General features: G+C 44.5%; 35 protein-coding genes and 2 pseudogenes. 8 read left to right on the top strand and 29 right to left on the bottom strand.

Features of this window, described 5'->3' with window-relative positions:
- Positions 1 to 11: 11 nt before the first annotated feature.
- Positions 12 to 194 carry a hypothetical protein gene (locus tag WG8_RS03170; RefSeq protein ID WP_007428637.1) on the bottom strand — a complete coding sequence of 61 codons (183 nt, stop codon included), beginning with the start codon at positions 192 to 194 and terminating at the stop codon, positions 12 to 14.
- A 135-nt stretch (positions 195 to 329) separates the two neighbouring features.
- Between WG8_RS03170 and WG8_RS03165 the strand changes: the two genes are divergently transcribed.
- Positions 330 to 542, top strand: coding sequence for a helix-turn-helix domain-containing protein (locus WG8_RS03165; RefSeq protein WP_007428636.1), 213 nt, complete (start codon positions 330 to 332; stop codon positions 540 to 542).
- Here the strand turns inward: WG8_RS03165 and WG8_RS27005 are convergent.
- From WG8_RS27005 to WG8_RS03060, 22 genes are all read right to left on the bottom strand, one after another.
- Positions 539 to 706 (bottom strand): hypothetical protein, encoded by a 168-nt coding sequence (locus tag WG8_RS27005; RefSeq protein WP_007428635.1) that lies wholly within the window; start codon positions 704 to 706, stop codon positions 539 to 541. The genes WG8_RS03165 and WG8_RS27005 overlap by 4 nt on opposite strands.
- Complete coding sequence (locus WG8_RS03160; RefSeq protein WP_007428634.1) at positions 696 to 923, bottom strand: DUF3310 domain-containing protein; 228 nt, start codon at positions 921 to 923, stop codon at positions 696 to 698. The genes WG8_RS27005 and WG8_RS03160 overlap by 11 nt, the downstream gene beginning before the upstream one ends.
- A gap of 215 nt (positions 924 to 1138) precedes the next feature.
- Positions 1139 to 1579 (bottom strand): hypothetical protein, encoded by a 441-nt coding sequence (locus tag WG8_RS03155; RefSeq protein WP_007428633.1) that lies wholly within the window; start codon positions 1577 to 1579, stop codon positions 1139 to 1141.
- The gene (locus tag WG8_RS03150; RefSeq protein ID WP_007428632.1) at positions 1576 to 1902 is read right to left on the bottom strand and encodes a hypothetical protein; all 327 of its coding nucleotides are present in this window, start codon (positions 1900 to 1902) and stop codon (positions 1576 to 1578) included. Before WG8_RS03150 ends, WG8_RS03155 begins: the two co-directional genes overlap by 4 nt.
- Positions 1899 to 2132 (bottom strand): hypothetical protein, encoded by a 234-nt coding sequence (locus WG8_RS03145; protein ID WP_007428631.1) that lies wholly within the window; start codon positions 2130 to 2132, stop codon positions 1899 to 1901. The genes WG8_RS03150 and WG8_RS03145 overlap by 4 nt, the downstream gene beginning before the upstream one ends.
- A gap of 76 nt (positions 2133 to 2208) precedes the next feature.
- The gene (locus WG8_RS03140; RefSeq protein WP_007428630.1) at positions 2209 to 2577 is read right to left on the bottom strand and encodes a hypothetical protein; all 369 of its coding nucleotides are present in this window, start codon (positions 2575 to 2577) and stop codon (positions 2209 to 2211) included.
- 23 nt (positions 2578 to 2600) lie between these two features.
- Positions 2601 to 2810, bottom strand: a complete 210-nt coding sequence (locus tag WG8_RS03135) for a hypothetical protein (RefSeq protein WP_043890725.1) — start codon at positions 2808 to 2810, stop codon at positions 2601 to 2603.
- A gap of 46 nt (positions 2811 to 2856) precedes the next feature.
- A complete protein-coding gene (locus WG8_RS03130) occupies positions 2857 to 3318 on the bottom strand; it encodes a hypothetical protein (protein WP_007428629.1) in 462 nt (153 codons plus the stop codon).
- On the bottom strand, positions 3299 to 3496 hold the full coding sequence (locus WG8_RS03125) for a hypothetical protein (protein WP_007428628.1): 198 nt from the start codon (positions 3494 to 3496) through the stop codon (positions 3299 to 3301). The genes WG8_RS03130 and WG8_RS03125 overlap by 20 nt, the downstream gene beginning before the upstream one ends.
- Positions 3493 to 3729 carry a hypothetical protein gene (locus WG8_RS03120; RefSeq protein ID WP_007428627.1) on the bottom strand — a complete coding sequence of 79 codons (237 nt, stop codon included), beginning with the start codon at positions 3727 to 3729 and terminating at the stop codon, positions 3493 to 3495. The genes WG8_RS03125 and WG8_RS03120 overlap by 4 nt, the downstream gene beginning before the upstream one ends.
- The gene (locus WG8_RS03115) at positions 3726 to 3980 is read right to left on the bottom strand and encodes a hypothetical protein (protein ID WP_007428626.1); all 255 of its coding nucleotides are present in this window, start codon (positions 3978 to 3980) and stop codon (positions 3726 to 3728) included. Before WG8_RS03115 ends, WG8_RS03120 begins: the two co-directional genes overlap by 4 nt.
- Positions 3981 to 4234: 254 nt before the next feature.
- Positions 4235 to 4849: a hypothetical protein gene (locus tag WG8_RS27820; protein WP_007428624.1), complete on the bottom strand. Its 615-nt coding sequence runs from the start codon at positions 4847 to 4849 to the stop codon at positions 4235 to 4237.
- A 43-nt stretch (positions 4850 to 4892) separates the two neighbouring features.
- Positions 4893 to 5540, bottom strand: a complete 648-nt coding sequence (locus WG8_RS03100; RefSeq protein WP_007428623.1) for a DNA cytosine methyltransferase — start codon at positions 5538 to 5540, stop codon at positions 4893 to 4895.
- 30 nt (positions 5541 to 5570) lie between these two features.
- Complete coding sequence (locus tag WG8_RS03095; RefSeq protein WP_007428622.1) at positions 5571 to 5912, bottom strand: hypothetical protein; 342 nt, start codon at positions 5910 to 5912, stop codon at positions 5571 to 5573.
- 34 nt (positions 5913 to 5946) lie between these two features.
- The gene (locus WG8_RS03090) at positions 5947 to 6552 is read right to left on the bottom strand and encodes an HNH endonuclease (protein ID WP_007428621.1); all 606 of its coding nucleotides are present in this window, start codon (positions 6550 to 6552) and stop codon (positions 5947 to 5949) included.
- Between the two features lie 94 nt (positions 6553 to 6646).
- Positions 6647 to 7450 (bottom strand): Rad52/Rad22 family DNA repair protein, encoded by an 804-nt coding sequence (locus tag WG8_RS03085; protein WP_007428619.1) that lies wholly within the window; start codon positions 7448 to 7450, stop codon positions 6647 to 6649.
- A gap of 182 nt (positions 7451 to 7632) precedes the next feature.
- The gene (locus WG8_RS26995) at positions 7633 to 7878 is read right to left on the bottom strand and encodes a hypothetical protein (protein ID WP_157136300.1); all 246 of its coding nucleotides are present in this window, start codon (positions 7876 to 7878) and stop codon (positions 7633 to 7635) included.
- Between the two features lie 75 nt (positions 7879 to 7953).
- The gene (locus WG8_RS03075; RefSeq protein ID WP_157136299.1) at positions 7954 to 8163 is read right to left on the bottom strand and encodes a hypothetical protein; all 210 of its coding nucleotides are present in this window, start codon (positions 8161 to 8163) and stop codon (positions 7954 to 7956) included.
- A gap of 1 nt (position 8164) precedes the next feature.
- On the bottom strand, positions 8165 to 8398 hold the full coding sequence (locus WG8_RS03070) for a hypothetical protein (protein ID WP_007428615.1): 234 nt from the start codon (positions 8396 to 8398) through the stop codon (positions 8165 to 8167).
- Positions 8391 to 8531 (bottom strand): hypothetical protein, encoded by a 141-nt coding sequence (locus tag WG8_RS26990; protein WP_157136298.1) that lies wholly within the window; start codon positions 8529 to 8531, stop codon positions 8391 to 8393. The genes WG8_RS03070 and WG8_RS26990 overlap by 8 nt, the downstream gene beginning before the upstream one ends.
- Before the next feature lie 100 nt (positions 8532 to 8631).
- Entirely contained in the window at positions 8632 to 9393 is a 762-nt protein-coding gene (locus WG8_RS03065; RefSeq protein WP_007428614.1) for a phage antirepressor Ant, read from the bottom strand.
- A gap of 28 nt (positions 9394 to 9421) precedes the next feature.
- Positions 9422 to 9625: a helix-turn-helix transcriptional regulator gene (locus WG8_RS03060; protein WP_007428613.1), complete on the bottom strand. Its 204-nt coding sequence runs from the start codon at positions 9623 to 9625 to the stop codon at positions 9422 to 9424.
- A gap of 152 nt (positions 9626 to 9777) precedes the next feature.
- Between WG8_RS03060 and WG8_RS25890 the strand changes: the two genes are divergently transcribed.
- Both WG8_RS25890 and WG8_RS03050 read left to right on the top strand, forming a co-directional pair.
- The gene (locus tag WG8_RS25890) at positions 9778 to 10149 is read left to right on the top strand and encodes a helix-turn-helix domain-containing protein (RefSeq protein ID WP_007428612.1); all 372 of its coding nucleotides are present in this window, start codon (positions 9778 to 9780) and stop codon (positions 10147 to 10149) included.
- A gap of 192 nt (positions 10150 to 10341) precedes the next feature.
- A complete protein-coding gene (locus tag WG8_RS03050; protein ID WP_007428611.1) occupies positions 10342 to 10557 on the top strand; it encodes a helix-turn-helix domain-containing protein in 216 nt (71 codons plus the stop codon).
- Between the two features lie 189 nt (positions 10558 to 10746).
- Here the strand turns inward: WG8_RS03050 and WG8_RS03045 are convergent, their stop codons facing one another.
- The gene (locus WG8_RS03045) at positions 10747 to 11091 is read right to left on the bottom strand and encodes a LytTR family transcriptional regulator DNA-binding domain-containing protein (protein ID WP_043890724.1); all 345 of its coding nucleotides are present in this window, start codon (positions 11089 to 11091) and stop codon (positions 10747 to 10749) included.
- A gap of 136 nt (positions 11092 to 11227) precedes the next feature.
- Here WG8_RS03045 and WG8_RS03040 point away from each other — a divergent pair, with 136 nt between their 5' ends.
- On the top strand, positions 11228 to 11545 hold the full coding sequence (locus WG8_RS03040) for a hypothetical protein (RefSeq protein WP_043890723.1): 318 nt from the start codon (positions 11228 to 11230) through the stop codon (positions 11543 to 11545).
- Positions 11546 to 12157: 612 nt separating this feature from the next.
- Positions 12158 to 13174 (top strand): annotated as a pseudogene (locus WG8_RS25885) (recombinase family protein); the annotation flags it as partial.
- A 164-nt stretch (positions 13175 to 13338) separates the two neighbouring features.
- On the opposite strand, the gene WG8_RS29460 reads toward WG8_RS25885, so the two are convergent.
- On the bottom strand, positions 13339 to 13572 hold the full coding sequence (locus WG8_RS29460; protein WP_442950068.1) for a hypothetical protein: 234 nt from the start codon (positions 13570 to 13572) through the stop codon (positions 13339 to 13341).
- A 36-nt stretch (positions 13573 to 13608) separates the two neighbouring features.
- On the opposite strand from WG8_RS29460, the pseudogene WG8_RS03030 reads away from it, so the two are divergent.
- Positions 13609 to 13968: pseudogene (locus WG8_RS03030) on the top strand (MscL family protein); the annotation flags it as partial.
- 113 nt (positions 13969 to 14081) lie between these two features.
- On the opposite strand, the gene WG8_RS03025 reads toward WG8_RS03030, so the two are convergent.
- Together WG8_RS03025 and WG8_RS03020 are read right to left on the bottom strand one after the other, a co-directional pair.
- Positions 14082 to 14783 (bottom strand): histidine phosphatase family protein, encoded by a 702-nt coding sequence (locus WG8_RS03025; protein ID WP_007428607.1) that lies wholly within the window; start codon positions 14781 to 14783, stop codon positions 14082 to 14084.
- Positions 14784 to 14855: 72 nt separating this feature from the next.
- The gene (locus tag WG8_RS03020) at positions 14856 to 15149 is read right to left on the bottom strand and encodes a hypothetical protein (protein WP_007428606.1); all 294 of its coding nucleotides are present in this window, start codon (positions 15147 to 15149) and stop codon (positions 14856 to 14858) included.
- A 174-nt stretch (positions 15150 to 15323) separates the two neighbouring features.
- On the opposite strand from WG8_RS03020, the gene WG8_RS03015 reads away from it, so the two are divergent.
- Positions 15324 to 15956 carry an NUDIX hydrolase gene (locus tag WG8_RS03015; protein WP_007428605.1) on the top strand — a complete coding sequence of 211 codons (633 nt, stop codon included), beginning with the start codon at positions 15324 to 15326 and terminating at the stop codon, positions 15954 to 15956.
- 8 nt (positions 15957 to 15964) lie between these two features.
- Here WG8_RS03015 and WG8_RS03010 read toward each other — a convergent pair whose 3' ends face one another.
- Positions 15965 to 16753, bottom strand: coding sequence for a TrmB family transcriptional regulator (locus WG8_RS03010; RefSeq protein ID WP_043890722.1), 789 nt, complete (start codon positions 16751 to 16753; stop codon positions 15965 to 15967).
- 65 nt (positions 16754 to 16818) lie between these two features.
- A complete protein-coding gene (locus WG8_RS03005; RefSeq protein WP_007428603.1) occupies positions 16819 to 17658 on the bottom strand; it encodes a zinc ribbon domain-containing protein in 840 nt (279 codons plus the stop codon).
- A gap of 266 nt (positions 17659 to 17924) precedes the next feature.
- Here WG8_RS03005 and WG8_RS27815 point away from each other — a divergent pair.
- On the top strand, positions 17925 to 18541 hold a 617-nt coding region (locus tag WG8_RS27815; protein ID WP_007428602.1), incomplete at its 3' end, for a UvrD-helicase domain-containing protein.

Raw genomic sequence — 18541 nt, 5'->3', positions numbered from 1 at the left:
CTAATCACCGCCTACATCGCTTGTTTGTCTTGATTACCTGAGTGGCACGACCATTTTTTCATGTACTCATTAACTGCCTTGTCCAAAAATTGCTGCATTGGTATTCCGTGCTCTACGCAGAATAATTTCAACCTTTTGTGGTCCTGCGGATCGAGACGGTAGGGAATATTTTTTGTCTTGGTGTATTCTGCCATTATCATTCACTCCTTCAAGTCTCATTGACGTCATTATAACACGTTATCGTTTATTTTGTAACGTTATCGTTATATTTTAGTTTATACCGTTTACTTATCGCCTACTATACGTATGATAGGAATAGGTGATAAGTGATGATTAAAAGTAATTTGCCGATGCTTATGGCAGGTAAAAAAATTAGAAGTATAAACAAATTAGCTAAGGAAACTGGCGTGAGTGCCCCGGCTCTGGGTCGCCTATACGATGGGACTAACATCCGTATTGACTATTCAACTATTGAAGCACTCTGCGCCTATTTTGAAATTGGTATTGGTGAACTACTGGAGTACGTACCAGACGAGGACTAAGCCCCTCTCTGCTCTAACCGATCCATCTTTTGCTTTATGCGGTCTATCTGCCATTCGTAGTGCATGACATCCGCATAATTACCGTATCTGTCGGCCTCGTCTCGCTTCTCTACAGCATAGGCGAGGTCAATTTGCAATAGTGTGTATTCGTTGTTATCTGCCATCTTTAATTTCCTCCGAGTCTTTTATGAGACGATCAAGGTAATATCTCGCCTTCTTCAAATCTTCCAATCCATTCTTATGCTCATAGCGAGATATATATTTAATTACATTGCCTGCTAGAAAGCCTCTGTAAGCCACAGGAGACATTTTCGCATGCATGAAGTCAATTGGTTCAATGCCACCGAAAGAGTAGTGAGACGGGCGTATAGCATCACTCATGGGCAACTCTCCCTATGCTCAATGTGTTCGGTTCAATCGGCGTGATGAGCATATACCTATCTATACTGACTACACCCACATATAACAGTAATGCGCATAATATATAGGTATAGGCTCTTATCATCGACTTTTCCCCCAATAGGTTGTACATACACAGAAGAAGATCCACATCCAAAATGCCATCCAAGGGGGAGCCATCATCCAATCAGCTATGGTCATAGCTTGTCTCCTTTACCTTGCAGGAAAGACGCTTGTTCAGGCTGCACATGCGTGTAGAGTATTTGCCACATACAATCTGCTGCAGCACTTGGCTCTTCATAAAGGTTATATTCCGCTATAGCTTTTTCAATTGCACTACGCAGTTTGGCTATCTCTGTATCCTTTTGTTGTATAAGGGATTCAGCCTGATCCGCTCGGTTTTTATGTTCTGTCCTCTTGGTTTCCCAAAAGTCTCTTTCCTTCTTCAACTTGTCATAATTGGCGCTAAGGGCTTCATAGTCAGACTCTGCTGCGTCAGCGCGTTCTTTCTCGCGTTTCGCCTGATGGAGCCAGTAGGTAGTAATATCAGGTTGATCTGCGATAAGTAATTCCCTTGACCATGCTTCATCCACTTTCATGCACAGATTCATATCCTCTTGCCAGTTACGTTCTGTCATACCTCTTCACCTTCTACCTTTTGTAGTTTATCTATTAAGCAGTAGCCGTCCACTACATCAGCAAACATCCCTTTTCTAGATGGCCACTCCACACGTGCTTTGTCCTTCTTTTTGGATATAGCAATGACTTTTCCGACATGCCAACTTGAATGCTGCTTGTGCCGTACCAGATCCCCTACCTGTATATCTGGCTGCTGTGGTGGGTCTGGATCAAAATCACCATCATTAATGGAAGAATACAGAGATTGATAAAATGCACTTCTTTCTCCATCTTTCCATTTAATAAGCTTATCTGCATCTATTAAGCGTTGTTTATCTGTCATTGTTGTTCCTCCCCAACCTCTTCACCTTCATATTCATCATCCAAAGACTCTACATACCGTGTATGATCATCTTCCGAATCACCAACATACTCGTCGTTAATGTAATAGCTGTACGATGTGTATGGATGGGCAGTGACGCAATCCGTGCAGTATACTTCATCATTAATTTCATAATGTGCCGTTTCTGGCGGCAGGTCTGTTTTACAGTGATGACAAACTCTTTTAACCATATATATCCTCCCTTGGTATCATTACGTGCATACAAACGATATGATAGGTGTCGTGTGACCGACACCCTGTATAGACTTAATCCTGGCCTGATAATGTAATATAAGCAGCCTCTGCCCTCTGGCGTGGGCTGGCGTTAAGCAAAAATGCTATATTAATTTCATCCCACACAGTATCTTTATCTCGTTTAAAATCGTAACATGCCTCATACAAGTTAATTACATAGGCTACTCGATCCAACTCTATTGCTGCTGCCTGTACCTCCAGAGAGGTGGCAGGATCATTGCAGTAATCGGGCACCAGCTTCCAAGCAGTGATTTCGTCGTCACATACGCCTGACATATATTTGTTATCGCTTGATATCAAAACGAAGTGATCTCCGGGCGTCGTGTGTACGCTGTACCCCATCAACTGCGCCAGTTTCCGGTTAAGCTGCTGGTCTGTCATATCTATCATCCTTTCGGTATGGCCTATCCTTTATTTCTAAAGTGTTTAATGAAAGCATCAGTAACCAGATATATTCCCCATCCCATAATGAACATGGTTATATAATCCCATATTATTTCAGCCTTGCTTTGTGGAGTTGCATTCCATCCGAAATATGCTGTTTCAATGATATTGATTAAAAATCCGGCAACAAGTATTTTCCAACCTAATTTGTATTGTCTGTGACTGTTCATTTTTATTCCCTTCCAACGCTCCTGGGTGAGCGTATTGTATTGGTGGTTACTCCCTACCTAATGCTGTGTTGATATGGTTAAACGCCGACAATAGAGATTGTTCATCCTTACCGTTAGCAAATGCTAAGTTCTTCTGTATAGCTGCTTTGGCTTCTTCCAGTGCCTTTTGGTATCTGTATGCTTTGTCTGTCATGTTTAATTGACTTGCAACGGATGTATCCAGATCGGCAGACAGCCGGGCTATTGTCCGGTCCCTCTCTGCCAACTCATCGGTTTTACTTACAAGTTGCCGCCGCAATTCCGCAGCCTCGTGCTCCATCTTGAGATAGTTTTTGTCGGCATTATCAAATGCCTTTTCCCATTTAGTAGCCTGCTGCTGGAGTGAGTCTACCAAATCCAATAGGTATGGAATGTCTTTGTATTCACCCCCCGTTGCTCCTATGGATTCTGCTAATTTTAAATTAAATTCAAATCTTTCCTTGATTTCTCTAATCCGTTCCTTGCTCATTAGCTTTGTCCTCCTTGAATTCTTTAAAAAATGCCTGTGACAGCATCGTATAAATATCCGTATCAAACGTGCAGTATCTGTAATGCACGTATCCATCTATATCTTCGTATAGGGCAAAAACCAGCTGTCCATCTTCATCCGTATAGAACCGCTCTATCCGACGTTTGAGGTGTATCACTCACCTTTACCGCCTCCTTGGGATGCCAAGTGCTGATCTACAAACACATAATCTTTCGAGCTTATCCATCCATATTTCCAACCTGCTTGGGCAATCGTTGTACGGACAATGATATTGTCTTTATTTCTACTGCAATGGCTATGAGCAATGAACTCCTGTCCGATCTTATCTGCATACCAATTACGAGGATGGTCAGCGGAAACTATTTTGATTTTCCTGCCTTGTATACTCATGACTGTTCTTCCTCCCTTACCTCAATCTTGAAAAGATTTAATATCCGAGATAACTGCGCTCGTGGCGGACCTCCAAAATTATGAATCTTCTCGATCTCAGCTTTCCAATATGCCGTGCAATCCTCAAACGCCTTGCTCCGGGCCTTACGACGCGCCTCATCTGCAATATGGGTGATCGCTAGTTCAATGGTTTCCTGAGCACTCTCAGCTGTCAGAAACACATGGTTTCCATGTCTTTCGTAATCATTCATGACTGTTCACCCTCCACGAAAAATCTAATATTATACTCAGACTCACGAATCCTCTTTATTGACCGATTACCATTCTGGTCAGTGACCGCTAAAGTAACAATTCCCTGTCCGTGTTGCAAAACTGTACCGGATACAACTTTGATTTTTCCGTTCTTGAGCTGTTTTGTGCAGGCAGCATTCATCGTTCGTCGCTCCTTTAAGGTATATAGGGGTATAGGGTAAGAGGCTGTTAAGCCTCTCCCACCCGCGTTTATTTACAGAACCTTGCCACCGTGACGTTGAGGTCGCGTTGCGTTATAGGCCATCTTTTCGGTGATCGCCCGTTCCAGATCAATACCGTATCGGCCTGCTGCATCGAATACCCGGATAACGATATCTGCCAGCTCAGACGGTATACCGCACGGTTTGTATTCTGGGGTTAATTGCTGTGTTGCATGGCCCATTACCTTGTGTTGGTACCATTCTTCATCCGGTTTGCTACCCGCCCGGAAGTCCTCCAGAGCCTCAGACGCCTCCGAATGAATGAGAGCAATGATTTCCCCGAAGCTGCGTTCCTCGTCCCACCATCCTTTGCTTATGACGTTTTGATGGGCTTCTTGTACGAGATAGTTGATAGTACCAGGAACGCGATAAACGAGTCTATTGCGTTCAAATCCATTCGCATACCCCTCACCAAATGCCAGAGCCAAGATACAGATTGATTCTTCATCACCGTACTTGACCACCGTATCCTTACTCACTCCAACATAAGCCAGCTTGTCCAGCATTTCCGGTGTGACATCCACCAGCATATAAGCATCGTCTCCGCCTTGTTCATCGACCACTTCCAGACTGTTCAGTACGTCTAAAATTGCTTGTTTGTTTAACATGTATATCTCTCCTTTGGTATAGGTAGTAGGGGGTGTATCCCCCTTAAAATAGTGTTAGTTGCTCTATTTGTAAGCTTTTTAAAAATTGCTCTGCTATATATTTGCTGTAAGCCGGCGGTATAGCCTGGGCCAACTCGTACTGATTAAGACCAGGCAAGCCCATAATCTCTCTTGCAAGCGGCACGCCACTGAAATGTCCAACAATCTGCAGAAATTCCCCGTCCTTCGGCGGTCTTCCCATTTTTGTATTCTTTGCAACATGTGGCGGATGAACCGGTTGTTCTATCTCGAAACTGGATTCAAAGAGCCGATGCCGATAGGTGCGTAATCCGAACATCGTTCCGCATAACAAAACCGGTTCAATCAGGGGTGAGTCCGGAACGTTTTCTATGACATATGGAACACCGGTTTCAATGAGCATTTCCCGCGTTGCTGCAATCAGGTCCGGATATTCCTTCCCTGCCCTTCGCCACTGCGTTCCTGCCTTCGTGTACTCCTGACAAGGCGGCGAAGCCCAAATGAAGTCAAACTGTCTTAGGAACTCTATCGAAAGCTCCAGCACATCCGATTGTATGAAATCATAGGGGTATTTTTTTTGAGCTTCTATATCAACACCGGTTACCGTGAAACCAGCTTGATATAGCCCTCGACTCGCACCACCTCCGCAGCAATACAGATCAAGAGCTTTCATGTTGAACCTCCTTCTTATCCCCTATGGGGCTTAATCGTTAATGCCAGGTACCTTAATACCTGCTATTTCAAGAGCCTTTGCCATACCTTTTCGATATATTACGTTCTCCGTGTCATATTCAGCTAAATAACCTTTTGGTTCTTTGAAATGCGCAAGCATCCGCTCCTCCATCGTTTGCCTTACTTCATAACCGATGTATAAAGCTCGGATAATGGTATCCAAAGGAACTCCGTTGAGCACATCGCAAGGCTCTACCCATTGGTGCGGATCTGCTGCATGGTTGCGTATGAATGACTCTGCCGTCCAATGATATGCAGCTTGAATTGAATCAATTGCCTCTGCCTGTGCTTGGGTTAAAATTGCTTTATTCATGTGTTTGTCCTCTCTGCCCTTGGGGGCTATATATTTAATCCTCAAAACGCTCTCCGTAACCATAAGATGGAGCTGGCTTACTAAAATTGTTCAAGGCATCAGATATCATATTTGTAAAAACAAGCATCTCTTTATCATCCATAGCTTCCAGCAAACGTACTTCCTTAGCCTTCAAAGTTCGGCCTGCCGCTGAAGTAATCAGTTCTATGACTGGCTTTATGCTCTCCAAGCGTTCTTTTTTCTCGAATTCCACACGTTGCCGCGCCGCCAGTTTACGGTTGTGCTCTTCCCAATCCTGTTCATCGAACCAAAAGTAATCGCCGTATTTATCACGGAATGCCGATATCCAAAATTGAAGGAGTTCTTCATTTATTTGTATTCGATCATGGCAAGGCCAGCAGAGCCGCAGGCCGTTTGTCTTGACTCCTCGCCCTTTTCTCCCGCGCGGATAAACGTGATGAGTAGTCGTGGCTTCGGCGGCTTTACAACATTCACAGACTCCGTTTGAATCAGCAATCAGTTCTGCAATTACATCCTTCGGGAAATCACCGCGCTCCTTGGTGTTAGGTCGTGACTGGTGATGGGCCAGAATATTCTGGCGCCACTCTTGTATAGGTTTCTTTCTTTTCGCAAGTGCCATAGCTACCTCCTAAAATGGTCCGTCAATGGGATCGGGTAACGGTCCGCCATCGTCGTAAAATGGGTCTTTATCACGGTCATATTTGTTCATATCGTCACGCTCCTGCTGGATAGTCGTTGAGTTGATTAATCAAGGTACTGGCTTCTTTTTTGGTTAGCTCTTTGATGCTCTCTTTGCCTGAGCTCACTTGTCTGATCATCAGCCTGAAATCTTCCTCTGATATATTTTTTTCATTTTTAATACGATGACTGTATTTAACTTGAGCTTCACTAATAAGCATGCTAGTTGGTGTTTTATTTTCGTTGTTAGGTGATGAATTATTAACTTTTGGCGTCTCTGGTTCATCCTGAACTACAGATTTAACTATAGGATTTTGAGGTTTCCCAGAAGCAGTAAACCCCTCAGGTAATGCCCATTCCGGAAGTGTTGGAGTATCCCAATAGCCTTTGATATATTCATCTCTTCCAGATGACTTCACTTTAACGTTGGCATAATGCTCACCACGTTCTTTCAGAGGTATCCTATTTTGATCAAGCTTGTACAAGTAGCGACCTATGCCCCACTGTACAGCTGCGCGCTTCATAGCACCTGACAATCCACCTTTAACAGCGTCCATATTGCTGTCATCTGATCCGTCCCATTTAGTTATCCATTCATCGCCAATTTTCACCGATATGCCGCAAAGCTGGCTTCCTTGCTTCCATTCTTTAAATTCATTTTTCCAGCCTGCAGGACCAAATATTTCATCAAGTCGATTCATAATGGCTCTGTTCGTCACGTATACAAGGACGAATACAAAGTTGCCATTTGAGGTTTTTTGTCCACGATCTACTCGCCATTCAACCTCGTCTGGTGGAAATGGAGCTTGTAGGGACTTCATTATCTCCTTCGGGTCCATCTGCTTCATCCTCCAATTCATAAGTAATCCTTACGGGCCTAATTTCATATTCATCGGGGTTTTCAGGTCGGAATTGATTAATATATAGGAAATGATTAGCTTCATCTTCGTCGTAATAGAGATAGGCTTTGGTTAGTTCATATACAATTCCGCGCGCAAGATGATGAAAGTGACTTTTCGACTTATGCCGAATTACATACCGAATCTTCTTTTCGCAGATTTTCATACCATTCGACCTTTCGTTGTGGTATAATCACAATACTTACTTTTGATGTGTCCTTGATCTTAGCTGCCGTTGCATCGGCAGCCTTTTCTTTTTTATAAGCTATCACCATGTTTTTCAGGTACACCCTCAGCAACGTTTTTGTTAGCGTTCCGCGTTGTTTTGCTATCTTTGCCAACTCCAGAAACACCCTGCGATCCGTCATCCTTCTTCACCTCCGAGTATTTGACCTCACCTCCCCAGCCATAATGCTTTAATACATCATCTACGTTGCGAAACCTCATGCTATACGTTTGTCCTCCCTGCTGTCCTCCGGATGAAACATCTTGTCCAATTCAACTGCGCGCTGCTCGTAGATCACGTCAGGACGTTTCAAATCGAAATCTACTGCCCATTGACTATCTGACTTTCCTAACTCCATTTCATCAGCCAACTGGTTGATCCAAAATGCTTGGTCCCGTAGATATGCGATGTACTCAGTTCTGGTCATGTTAGCAAGCCCCTCCATATACTCGCCGCCCTCCTGCCTCTTTAATGAAGTGATTTGTTACACATCCATCATCCAGAAACAAATCACCGTCGATAATTACATAGCTGTCCATGCTTGTGTTGATCTCGCATCCGCATCCACATTTGCAAATCACTGCGCTGGTTGATTCAGGACGTTTGAACGGGATAATTGGTGTCAGTAAACGGTTTTCAATCTCCTTTGGATGTTTAGCCACTTTTCTTCTCTCCCTTCAATTTGTTTTTTTTAACATCTAATGCGATCTGTTTCATAAGTGCAGATGATAGCTTATTTAGTGATAATTTAGGCTTTTCTTTATCCGGCAGATTATGCAGAAACATGGTGCTCATACTCTTTCCTCCGCTTCTTTAAATGTTGTGGGAAAAATTCACTTTCATGGTTACCATACAAGATGTACAATGGGTTGTGGTTGTGTTTACAGGTGACAAGTCATGCCGTATGCCCTCTAAACTTATTAAGGAAATACATTTGACCTCTGGTTGTGACCACCGTTGTCTTGGTTGTCCGTGGCTCTTCATCAGGTTTGTTAATTACGCCTGTTTTCACTTCAAACAATCGAAGATCCATTGACCGTTGTGTTGGCATGTTGTAATGTTCACCCTTTTTGCCAAGGTATCCATTCTCGCGTAGCCAGCTGTACAAGCGGCGTTCACCAGTATCAATGCCGTTCTGCTTAAGCAATTTCGCAAGGTTTGCAACTAAGATACAGTCTTTAGAAGCTTGTAGAGAGTTAGCGAACAACACTTTAGGTTCATCAGCCACAACCTTTTTTTCAAGCGCTTTACGCGCATCCTGTTCTTTCTTCAAGGCGGTGATAACTCCAATAATGTAATCTGGATCTTTTAAGGTCTGTTCCATCGTTTCAGGCGTAATATAGGCGCCATGTTTTCTAATGGAAGGAATGACTTCGTGTGTGATCCAGCGTTTGAATTGTTTAGCCTCAGCTTTTCGGCTGCCAAGGATTAAGGTGTATAGTCCAGGTTCGTTGACTGCATTAACAGGAAGTCCATTACTCGCACCCTCGATTGAAACGAGGGTGCGTTCGTCCTCGTCTAAACGGCGCAATGCATCTGAGGGATTTCCTATTTCGAGCACATCACACACATCTTTTGCTATAAACCATGGTTCGTTTTGAATTGATACAGTTCTTACTTCATTTGATCCATACATAAATGGTTTAATTTCATTCACTGTAATCGCTCCTTTTTTTGAAATTCGATCACGAAGCGCGATCATTTAGAGTAAAAAAAAGCTCATCAACTGTTACTTTGTAAAAACGAGCTAACTTGAGTTGCAAGTCTCTACGAGGAAACCTTTTACCTGTCTCAATCATGGCGTAAGTGCTATAAGGAATGCCGATCTGCTCAGCAACTTCCCTTAAAGAGCGGTCGCCACGAAGTTCAGACATTTTCTGATTCTTCATGTCATCCTCCTTTCAGTCACGTTTCGTGACCGCCTTATATCTATAATATACAGTCACGTTTTGTGATTGTCAACACTTTTATTCACTTTTCGTGATCAAATTTATAATGTTCACGTATTGTGATATATAATAATCATCTGGAGGTGGGAATTTTGAAGTCATTTGGCGAACGTCTCTCTTATTTAAGAAACAAAAAGGGATTGTCCCAAGAAGAGCTGGCAAAAATTTTCAAGATTGCAAAATCCACTCTTGGAATGTATGAAACAGACAAGAGAGAGCCAAACCACGAAATGACAGCCAAAATCGCTGATTACTTTGGTGTTCAAATTGGATGGCTTACTACAGGAAGAAACGAGAAAGAGAGCGCTTATCCGCTCCCAGAGGAAGTTGTATTAAAAGTTATTAAGGAGGCTGAGGCGCATTATGGGGTTAGCCTGAGGGATGATCCTGTTGTCGAGTCGGCAGTGAGAGATTTAATAAACAATCTTGCGAAGATGAAGTCAGCAACTCAGAAAAGTGATTAATTAACGACTTGTTTGTTTCATTAATACCAGTCCTAGAGATTATTACATTTGCCGACAATAACAACTGTTCATCCATGTTAGCAGCTCCTTTGTGTCTATTTCAGCCGTTTTTAACATAATACCACAGAATCATACTTTTCAGGAACGTGTGTTCTGTTTTTAGCTAAAAAAAGAGAACAAGGTGGCAGTGAGATGGAGTTAGTACCCGTCCGCTGTCGTATTCCCGAGTTACTCAAAAAGATCAACAAAAATCAGCAATGGCTAGCTGATAAAGCTGGTTTACCAAAGCAAAGAATTTCCGATATTGTGCACCTGAGAACGGACAATATTCAAATTAAACGAGCCGCTTTGATAGCTTATCATCTTAATTGTAAGATCGACGATCTTTTTGTTTGGGAATTGCGGTAGCAGAGTAGCTGATGCTACTCTCGGGGAAAAGTACCATTTAAACGGTACTCGGATAACAAAAAAATTAACTTTGTCATTCCTTACCACTCACCATCACCTTTAAGATTACTATAGCAGATAATAATTGTCAGATGCTGTCGAATTACGCCGTGACAACACCAGTCAAATGGGGTTAGAGGGGTATTGACATTACATATTATGTTTACTTCTTACGATTACATAAGAGCCATCAACGAAATAAATGCGCGTTCCGTTCTTAATTGAAACCTTATCCTGCACTCGTTGTTCATTTATTATTATTGATTGATCATATCTTTTAAAGCCAAACTTACTGTATGCACGTTCTAAATCCTTTAGACGGTCCAAAGTCAAAAATGAAAAATCTTTTGTGTGGTAGGCGGGAATCTTAGCTGAATGAGCAGTCCTGCGAAACTGGTCTATCCAATTTACTTCATGTAAAGAAAATTCGGATATTGTTGAAATATCCGTCAATAATCCCGGCTGATTATCCAATTTAATTCCGATAATGTCCATGATGTCACTCCCTATAATAGTCACTAACATAATAAGCGATGTAATGACTGGACACATCGGTCAAAATATGCCAAGGAAATACCGGGAAATGACGATAACATATATAGTAATACAAATTCAGGAAGGGGTTTAAAAATTGATTACTACTATTATCTATATCGTAATTGGATTAACATCCATCTTCATTATTTTAGGACTCATTGGTACTGCTTCATTAATTTTTTCAAAAGAAAAAGACAAGAGCTTAGCAATAATAGCAATAAAGGATGTTTTCAAATACGCATTTATACTGATGCTTTTACTGCTTATATTTTACTATGTTTATCCGACACCGTATTTATATACACATTCAAAAGAAACCTTGGTCAAAGTGAACCGGCTTACTGGAGAAACAACATATTTTAGATTTAACGAGGGTTGGGTAAAGCCTGAAAGCAATGATTTGTCTGAATGAATAAAAGCTCTGCTAACCTTAATGGGTCGGCAGAGCTTTTATTGTGTTTATTCATCGCCCCGTAGGACGCTATCATAAAACTCCTGTTTTTTGGTTATATATTCATCTACACTATCGAAATATTCAAATCCCGCGTTTTTTATTAGCCAAACCATTTACCTCGCCGTTCCATTCTAAACATAAATTTCACCTCTAAATAGGATTAATTTCATTGTATTCCATATGTAAATTGAATTGCAATGAATAAAATGAATGTGTTACCATAAGAATATAAATAAGGATCGGCGGCTACCGATCCCCAGCACAACAACTTGAGTGGGGAAACCCTCCTGAAAGTTGCTTAGCTACAGGACTTTGACCCGCACGGTGCCAACCTTAGAGCGAGTCATTTACGTTTGTCGATGTAAGTTAGCAAAGCAATCAGGAAAATCCCGAAAGTAAGCACTTCACCAAACGAAATGTGCATCGCATCACCTCCTTTCGGAGGGTGCGTCCACTCAAGGTGTGTTGTGCAACCCAAATTATACCACATCAGTCCTCTATTAAGAGGGCTTTTTATTTTGTGCATTGTCACCTACAATACAAACAAACACTAAACAGGCGGTGCACAACATGGAATCTACGTTAAAAATGATACGCGCAGCTGGTTACGGGCGTGTCAGCACAGAAGAACAAGCAAATGAAGGTCACTCTCTTGACGCTCAGAGAGAATTCAATCTTAAATATATAGAAAGTGAAAAATGGATATTAGCTGGATATTTCGAGGACCCTGGATGTTCAGGAAAAAACCTGAACCGACCAGATGTGAAACGTTTAATCCAAGAGATTAAAAACAAAAACTTAGACGCATTGGTAGTACATAAATTGGACCGCTTAACCCGGGACATAAAAGACTTATATGAGATGCTACAAATGTTTGATGAATATAACATTAAGTTTGTATCTATATCCGAAAAAATAGATACAGATACCGCCATGGGGCGAATGTTTGTCTTTATGCTGGGTATATTTGCTCAGTGGTATAGGGAAAACCTATCCGAAGAAGTCACTAAAGGAATGCGTGCCCGAGCTAAAAAAGGGATACCCAATGTATTTGTAAATATGTTTGGGTACACTCGTACTCCTGAGGGCGAACTTATTATAAATGAGGAAGAAGCTAAATGGATAACATGGATATTCGAACAGTATTTAAATGGGAATGGATCTCCCACTATAGCAAAAGAACTCAACAACATGAATATTCGGCGAACTCGCGGCGGTAGATGGAGTCAAACAAAGGTTATGGACGTTTTAGAAAACCAACACTATGTCGGGAATATAACATGGAAAGGTAAAAAAGACGAAGAGAAAGACCGCGTAATAAAAAAAGGAAAGCATAAAGGAATCATCGATCAAGAAACGTTTGACCGAGTACAACGATGGATACAACGGCGCAGAGACGGTCTACGGTCTCGAAATTCTTACGAATACGCATTTGGAGGTATATTACGTTGTGGAAAATGTGGCGGACGATACAAGGGTAAATATTCGATCAGTGGGGGATCGATAACATACAATTACGTTTGTTCGAACAAAGAACGATATAATACCTGCGATCAATCGTCTATATCAGAAACGAAACTCGTAAAAATGTTATTTAAGTCACTTGATATGGATAACCAAGACTTATTTTGGAAAGATGATGTAAAGGAATCCATTAACTCAGAGGAAGAGCAAATCAGAAAAGCAATAAAGGCAAGTGAAGAAAGACGAGAACGTTGGCAAATGGCATATGGAGACGGGTTTATGCCCTATCAGGATTTTAGCAAACGCATGAAAGAAGAGATGCAACGTGTTGTTGAACTTGAGGAAAAGCTAGATAGCCTACCTGGAACTGTAGTATCTACACTTGATCCAGCAGAAGTGATAAACATAATGCAAGATATTAAAGATAATTGGTGGTACTTGGAACGATCAACACAAAAACAACTGATACAAGAGTTATTCCAAGAAATCACAATTTTAAAGAATGGAAAAGAATGGGGAATTAAAGGGATAGCTTTTGCATAATTTGTACCTATGTACCGTCTGGCAAGCTTCTGGGCGGCATGAATTTCCCGGACTTGTATGTAGCTTTAAGAACTGCCGAGCCTTTAAATACTGATGGTACACGCATGACTTTGGCACAGGCCAAAGAAGCAGGGATCGCGGTTCTTGCCTATGGTCAGTTCATTAACGTCTTGCTTGACTTCATGATCGTGGCCTTCTGCGTGTTCCTGCTGGTCAAAGGGATTAATATGTTGAAGCGTAAAGAGGAAGAAAAACCTCCTCAGGAAAAAACGATCAAGGCATGCCCGCATTGCCTGTCGGAAATTCCTGTAGCGGCTACCCGCTGCGCACATTGCACCTCCAAGCTAGAAGGGTACGTGGAAGCACGTAGCTAACTCCATTTTCAGCTAAGCGTATCTTCAGTCCAATCGAACTCATACGGCTATAAATAAGCGGCTTAAGACGATACATCGTCCTAAGTCGCTTTTACATGGATATCGAAGCCTGATTAATTAAAATTGGTAATAATACCGCGGGGTCTGACGGGCAATCCCTCAGCATACAGATGGGAGACGTCACCGAAGCCGATGCAGCGCGGGACAGCCCATTCCTTGGAGCGCTCATCAAATAAAATCGTAGTTACGGAGCTAGGCGGCATCCAAAAGCCGGACCAGACCAAGGCCAAGGGCAGCTCCAGCAGATGGGCCAGCCAGGTCAACCCAAAGCCGCCATGGCAGAATACAGCCACCTGATCCTCGGTATGCTTGAGAATCCGGTATCTGCCTCCGATTCGCTCAAATCCCTGGCGCTTTAGAAATTCATCGGAATGAAACTTCAGCCGCTCGAAGGTTTCGGGACTTTGCGTTCCCTGATAATAGGAAATATCCTTCCAAGTATTATGCGTCGGAAGGGGCAGCTCAGAGCGGATCACTTCACCGGGCAGATCCCAATGGGATAGACGACCGTATGGAGTTTCCTCCAGCTTCAGAGCCAGCTCCTGCGTCCAGTGCTCCACTTCATGAGTCATACCGAGAGCATCAGCAGTGTAGCGCATCGTATCCAGAGCCCGCCCCATCGGTGAAGCATAAATACGGTCCAGTCCGTGACTGGACAGCCGTTTGGCCAGTGCCTGGGCTTCCAGATGCCCCTCCGGGGTGATGGTGTTGTTCGGGTAATCCGGATCTGCATGGCGGATGATATACAATCTCATATTTTTTACTCCGTTCCTATGAATTACAACAGGATCGCTTTATCTCATGTTATCCTATAGCTCTCCTGATCCTTAATGCTTGTTCAGCAAATTTTCCAGAATCGCACGTAAGTTCCGGTCTTCATGATAGACTTCCTCACCCGTATCCAGCTCAATAACCCGGATATATGTATAGTCTGCTCTGGCATCAACTGGCTTGAAAATCAATTCCTCCGGATTATCCGGACGTACATCATAGCCCATATTTTTGAACATATCTGTGATTTGGTCGATCCCCGGCTTGCCTCCACTTTCCAGCATAATCAGCCCGCGCAGCTCCTTGGGCTCCTCCGGATGCATGACTCGAAAATGTACAATACATTCCATGTAAAATCGCTCCTTTCGATCATAAACCTAGTTTATGGCGCAAATCTCCATGTTTCCAGCATACCCCAAATGCCGCTGCACATTCCACAGCCGTCTTCATATCCTCAGAACAGAAAACACGTTATACTGTAAAATAGACCTTTTACATCTGAGCTGATTATAGGAGGAACCACAATGACTAGCGAGCTTCTGGATATCTACGATGATGAAGACAGGCCCCTTGGCACTGCTTCCCGACAAGAAGCACATGCCAAAGGATATTGGCACCATACTTTTCACTGCTGGCTGGCACGAGACACCTCCACAGGCCGTCGGTTGCTCTTTCAACAGCGCCAGGATTCGAAGGACACCTTCCCCGGATACTACGATATTACGGCTGCTGGTCATCTGACGGCAGGCGAAGATGTATCTCAAGCAGCCCGTGAACTGGAGGAAGAGCTAGGCATTCACGTCCCCTTTACCTCACTGACACCGCTGATGACCGTTCGGTATGAAAGTAAGGGAACTGCACAAGGCACATCCTTTTGGGACCGTGAGGTAAGCTCGGTGTTTGGACTGCTGTCGAACCAGCCACTGGAGGCTTATCGTCTCCAGCAGGAAGAAGTGGCCGGACTGTACGAAGCAGACCTTGAGCAAGCGCTGGCCCTTTTTGAAGGGAGCATTCCTTTTCTGGAAGCACACGGCATAACTTCGGGACCAAATCCGGAAAAAAATCGCCGTCTGATCACATCGGATCAATTCGTGCCTCATAAAGCGGGATACATTACATCGATATGCCGGTCGCTGCTGGAACTTTCCAGCCAGTAATCCTTGTGCTATTCTCCACCTGTCATATATTGGCCGATAATGCCCTCATACCGCCAGCCATAACGGGTCGACAGCTCGCTGCCCATATCATGCTCCAACTCATACAGAATAAGATCCTGGGCAAAATGATTCAGCAGCAATCCTGTCATCACCGGATGCTCGGTAATGAGCGCCTGTGTCGGGCAATTCTCTCCCCGCATCCCCAGCATGCACCAGCGCCGATCAACGACAAAAGAAAACTTGCGTCCTTCCTCTTCCTGTCCGTTTTTGCAAGCCGCACGCGGCAGCCATGGTCCCAGCACGCTTTCGCCGTTATTGCAGGACCATAGCAGGCGCACACCCCGTTTTTCGGCCTTTTCCAATTCGGCCCGCAACAGTTCAGCTTCTTCACGCCACAAATCGAGCACAATCTCATGCTCCGCTCGTTCTAGCTCACGTGTCAGGCTCTCCAGCACATTCCGGTCGCCTTCCGCGTTATAAAAAGTCGGCTTGGCCGGCTCTGCTCTTGGCATTTCCTTCTCTACTGCACGCAGAGACTCCTGCATCTGCCCCTCGATCATTCGGGTCAGCTCGCCCGATGGCAGCATGCTGTAGCGTACAGGCTCTCCTGTGCTGGTTCTGAGATATCCCTGTCCGGCCAGCCGCTGCAAAGCTGCGTATACGTTGGAGCGCGATGCGCCCAGACGCTTAGCCACTTCATAGCCGGAAGCAGCATTTTGCCTCGATAGCTCGACCATGACCTTGGCTTCCATTTCCGTAAAGCCCAGATTCCGCAGATGATGCAGCAAACGCTCCATATGTTCTGTTCCCCCTATGCTGCCCGGCGTTCTGTCTGTGTCCTGCGACAGCCTGTTCGGCTGCGTCAAATCTGTTCAGCTCCGCAACGCGGGCACCACTTGGAGCCTTTAGGCAGCTCTGCTGTGCAAATTTGGCATTTTACATGTTCACGTATTTGCGTAGCTGGCTTCTCTGCCCCGGAGTTATTCGCCTTCCAATATCGAATGCGCTCATCCAGCTCCTCCTGACGCTCACGTTCACGTTCCAGCTCTTCAAGACGGAGGTGCTCTTTCTCGATCTCTTCCTGACGACGGCGCTCCCATTCCTCATCGAATGCCGCTTTTTCCTCAGGTGTAAAATCAGACACATAATTGCGGTCTGATCCGGCTAGTTCGTATATTTCATGCAGCCCATCCTGCTCCTGTTCATGCCGCTCAACTACTTCATGTTCCGTATACTCCGTGTAAGCAGGTGCAGCATCCTTGGCTGTCTCTGGCTTGCGCAGATCAAAAGAGTAGACGTCTGTCGGTATCTCTTCACGCACAGCAGCCACTTGCTTGGAAGCAGCCTGCCCTTCATTTAGCTTGCGTCCACATTTTGGGCAAAAATTCGCATCCAAGGGCACAACCGCTCCACAGGTGCATAGATGAGCGTTTTTCAATTGCGCAATTCTGCTGCGCAACTCGTCAATTTCATCCTGAAGCTCATCGCAGGCGGTGGATAGCTGTGTCATCTCCGTTTCTGCCACCGACATATCGGATGCCCGGTAGCCCTCATAGAAGATCTGACCCATCCGCAAGAAATGAACATCCATTTCCTGTTGAATCGCGGTAATTTGTGAATTTATTTTACTAATCTCGACAGCATGCTGTGCCTTCTCTGTAGCGCGATTAGCGCTTTCCTTGATACGTTGAATCAGCTTCATCGTTATTTCCTCCCTATATCCAGCCGGATTTCCCCATACCGTCCGCATATCCCAAAGTTTTTTTCTGTTGGCAAACCTCGAACTCCTGTATAATGGAATGCGGTCATATCGCCTATTTGCAGGCTACGACATCAGCGACAACCTTATGACGCGCTGACACTTTGGCAAGATCCGCATGAATTTCAGCTACTAGAACTCTATCATACCAAAAACTACCCCCATTTGTGAAAATGGAAGATTTTATGATCGAAAGGGGTTTCAGGATCATGGACCCAAATCCTGCTTTTTATCCCCGACCTATCGGGGTTTCTTATTCAACACCGAGCCCGCAAGCTCGCCGTGCTTCCATAGATACCAGTACGACACTGGTACCCGACACCGACCAGGACTCGGGCTATTTTCGTGCCTTGGAGGATGCGAATATTCATCTGAACCGCCCGCAAATACAGGCTGTCCGCCACGGCAGGGGCCCCCTTCTGACACTGGCCGGAGCGGGCTGTGGTAAAACCACGGTACTGGCTGCCCGTGCAGGCTACCTGATGGCGATGCGGGATGTCCCGGCGTCGTCCATTCTGCTGGTGACCTTCACCAGCAAGGCGGCTGCCGAAATGAAGCTGCGCATCGCAGGACTGCCCGGTGTACGACCTGCCGCTGCACGTGCCGTTCAGGCACGCACCTTCCACTCATTCGCTTTGGCGATGCTGCGTCATCATGGCGTCCAGGATGAAGTGTTCGGTGAAACACAAGCCCAGCATACGGTTATGAAAATGATGCTGCGCCAGCTTGGGCTCAGCGAGGCTTTCCAGCCGGAAAGTCTGCTGTCTGCCCTCTCTGCCTGGAAAGCGGAAGGCCGCAGCGCCGACGAGCTGCCAGAAACCGTACG

Origin of the sequence: Paenibacillus sp. Aloe-11, from assembly GCF_000245715.1 — a bacterium.
In the GTDB taxonomy this organism is placed as follows: Bacteria; Bacillota; Bacilli; order Paenibacillales; family Paenibacillaceae; genus Paenibacillus; species Paenibacillus kribbensis.
Note: the sequence above shows the minus strand (reverse complement) of the source record. Positions and strands in the feature narration are given on the sequence as shown.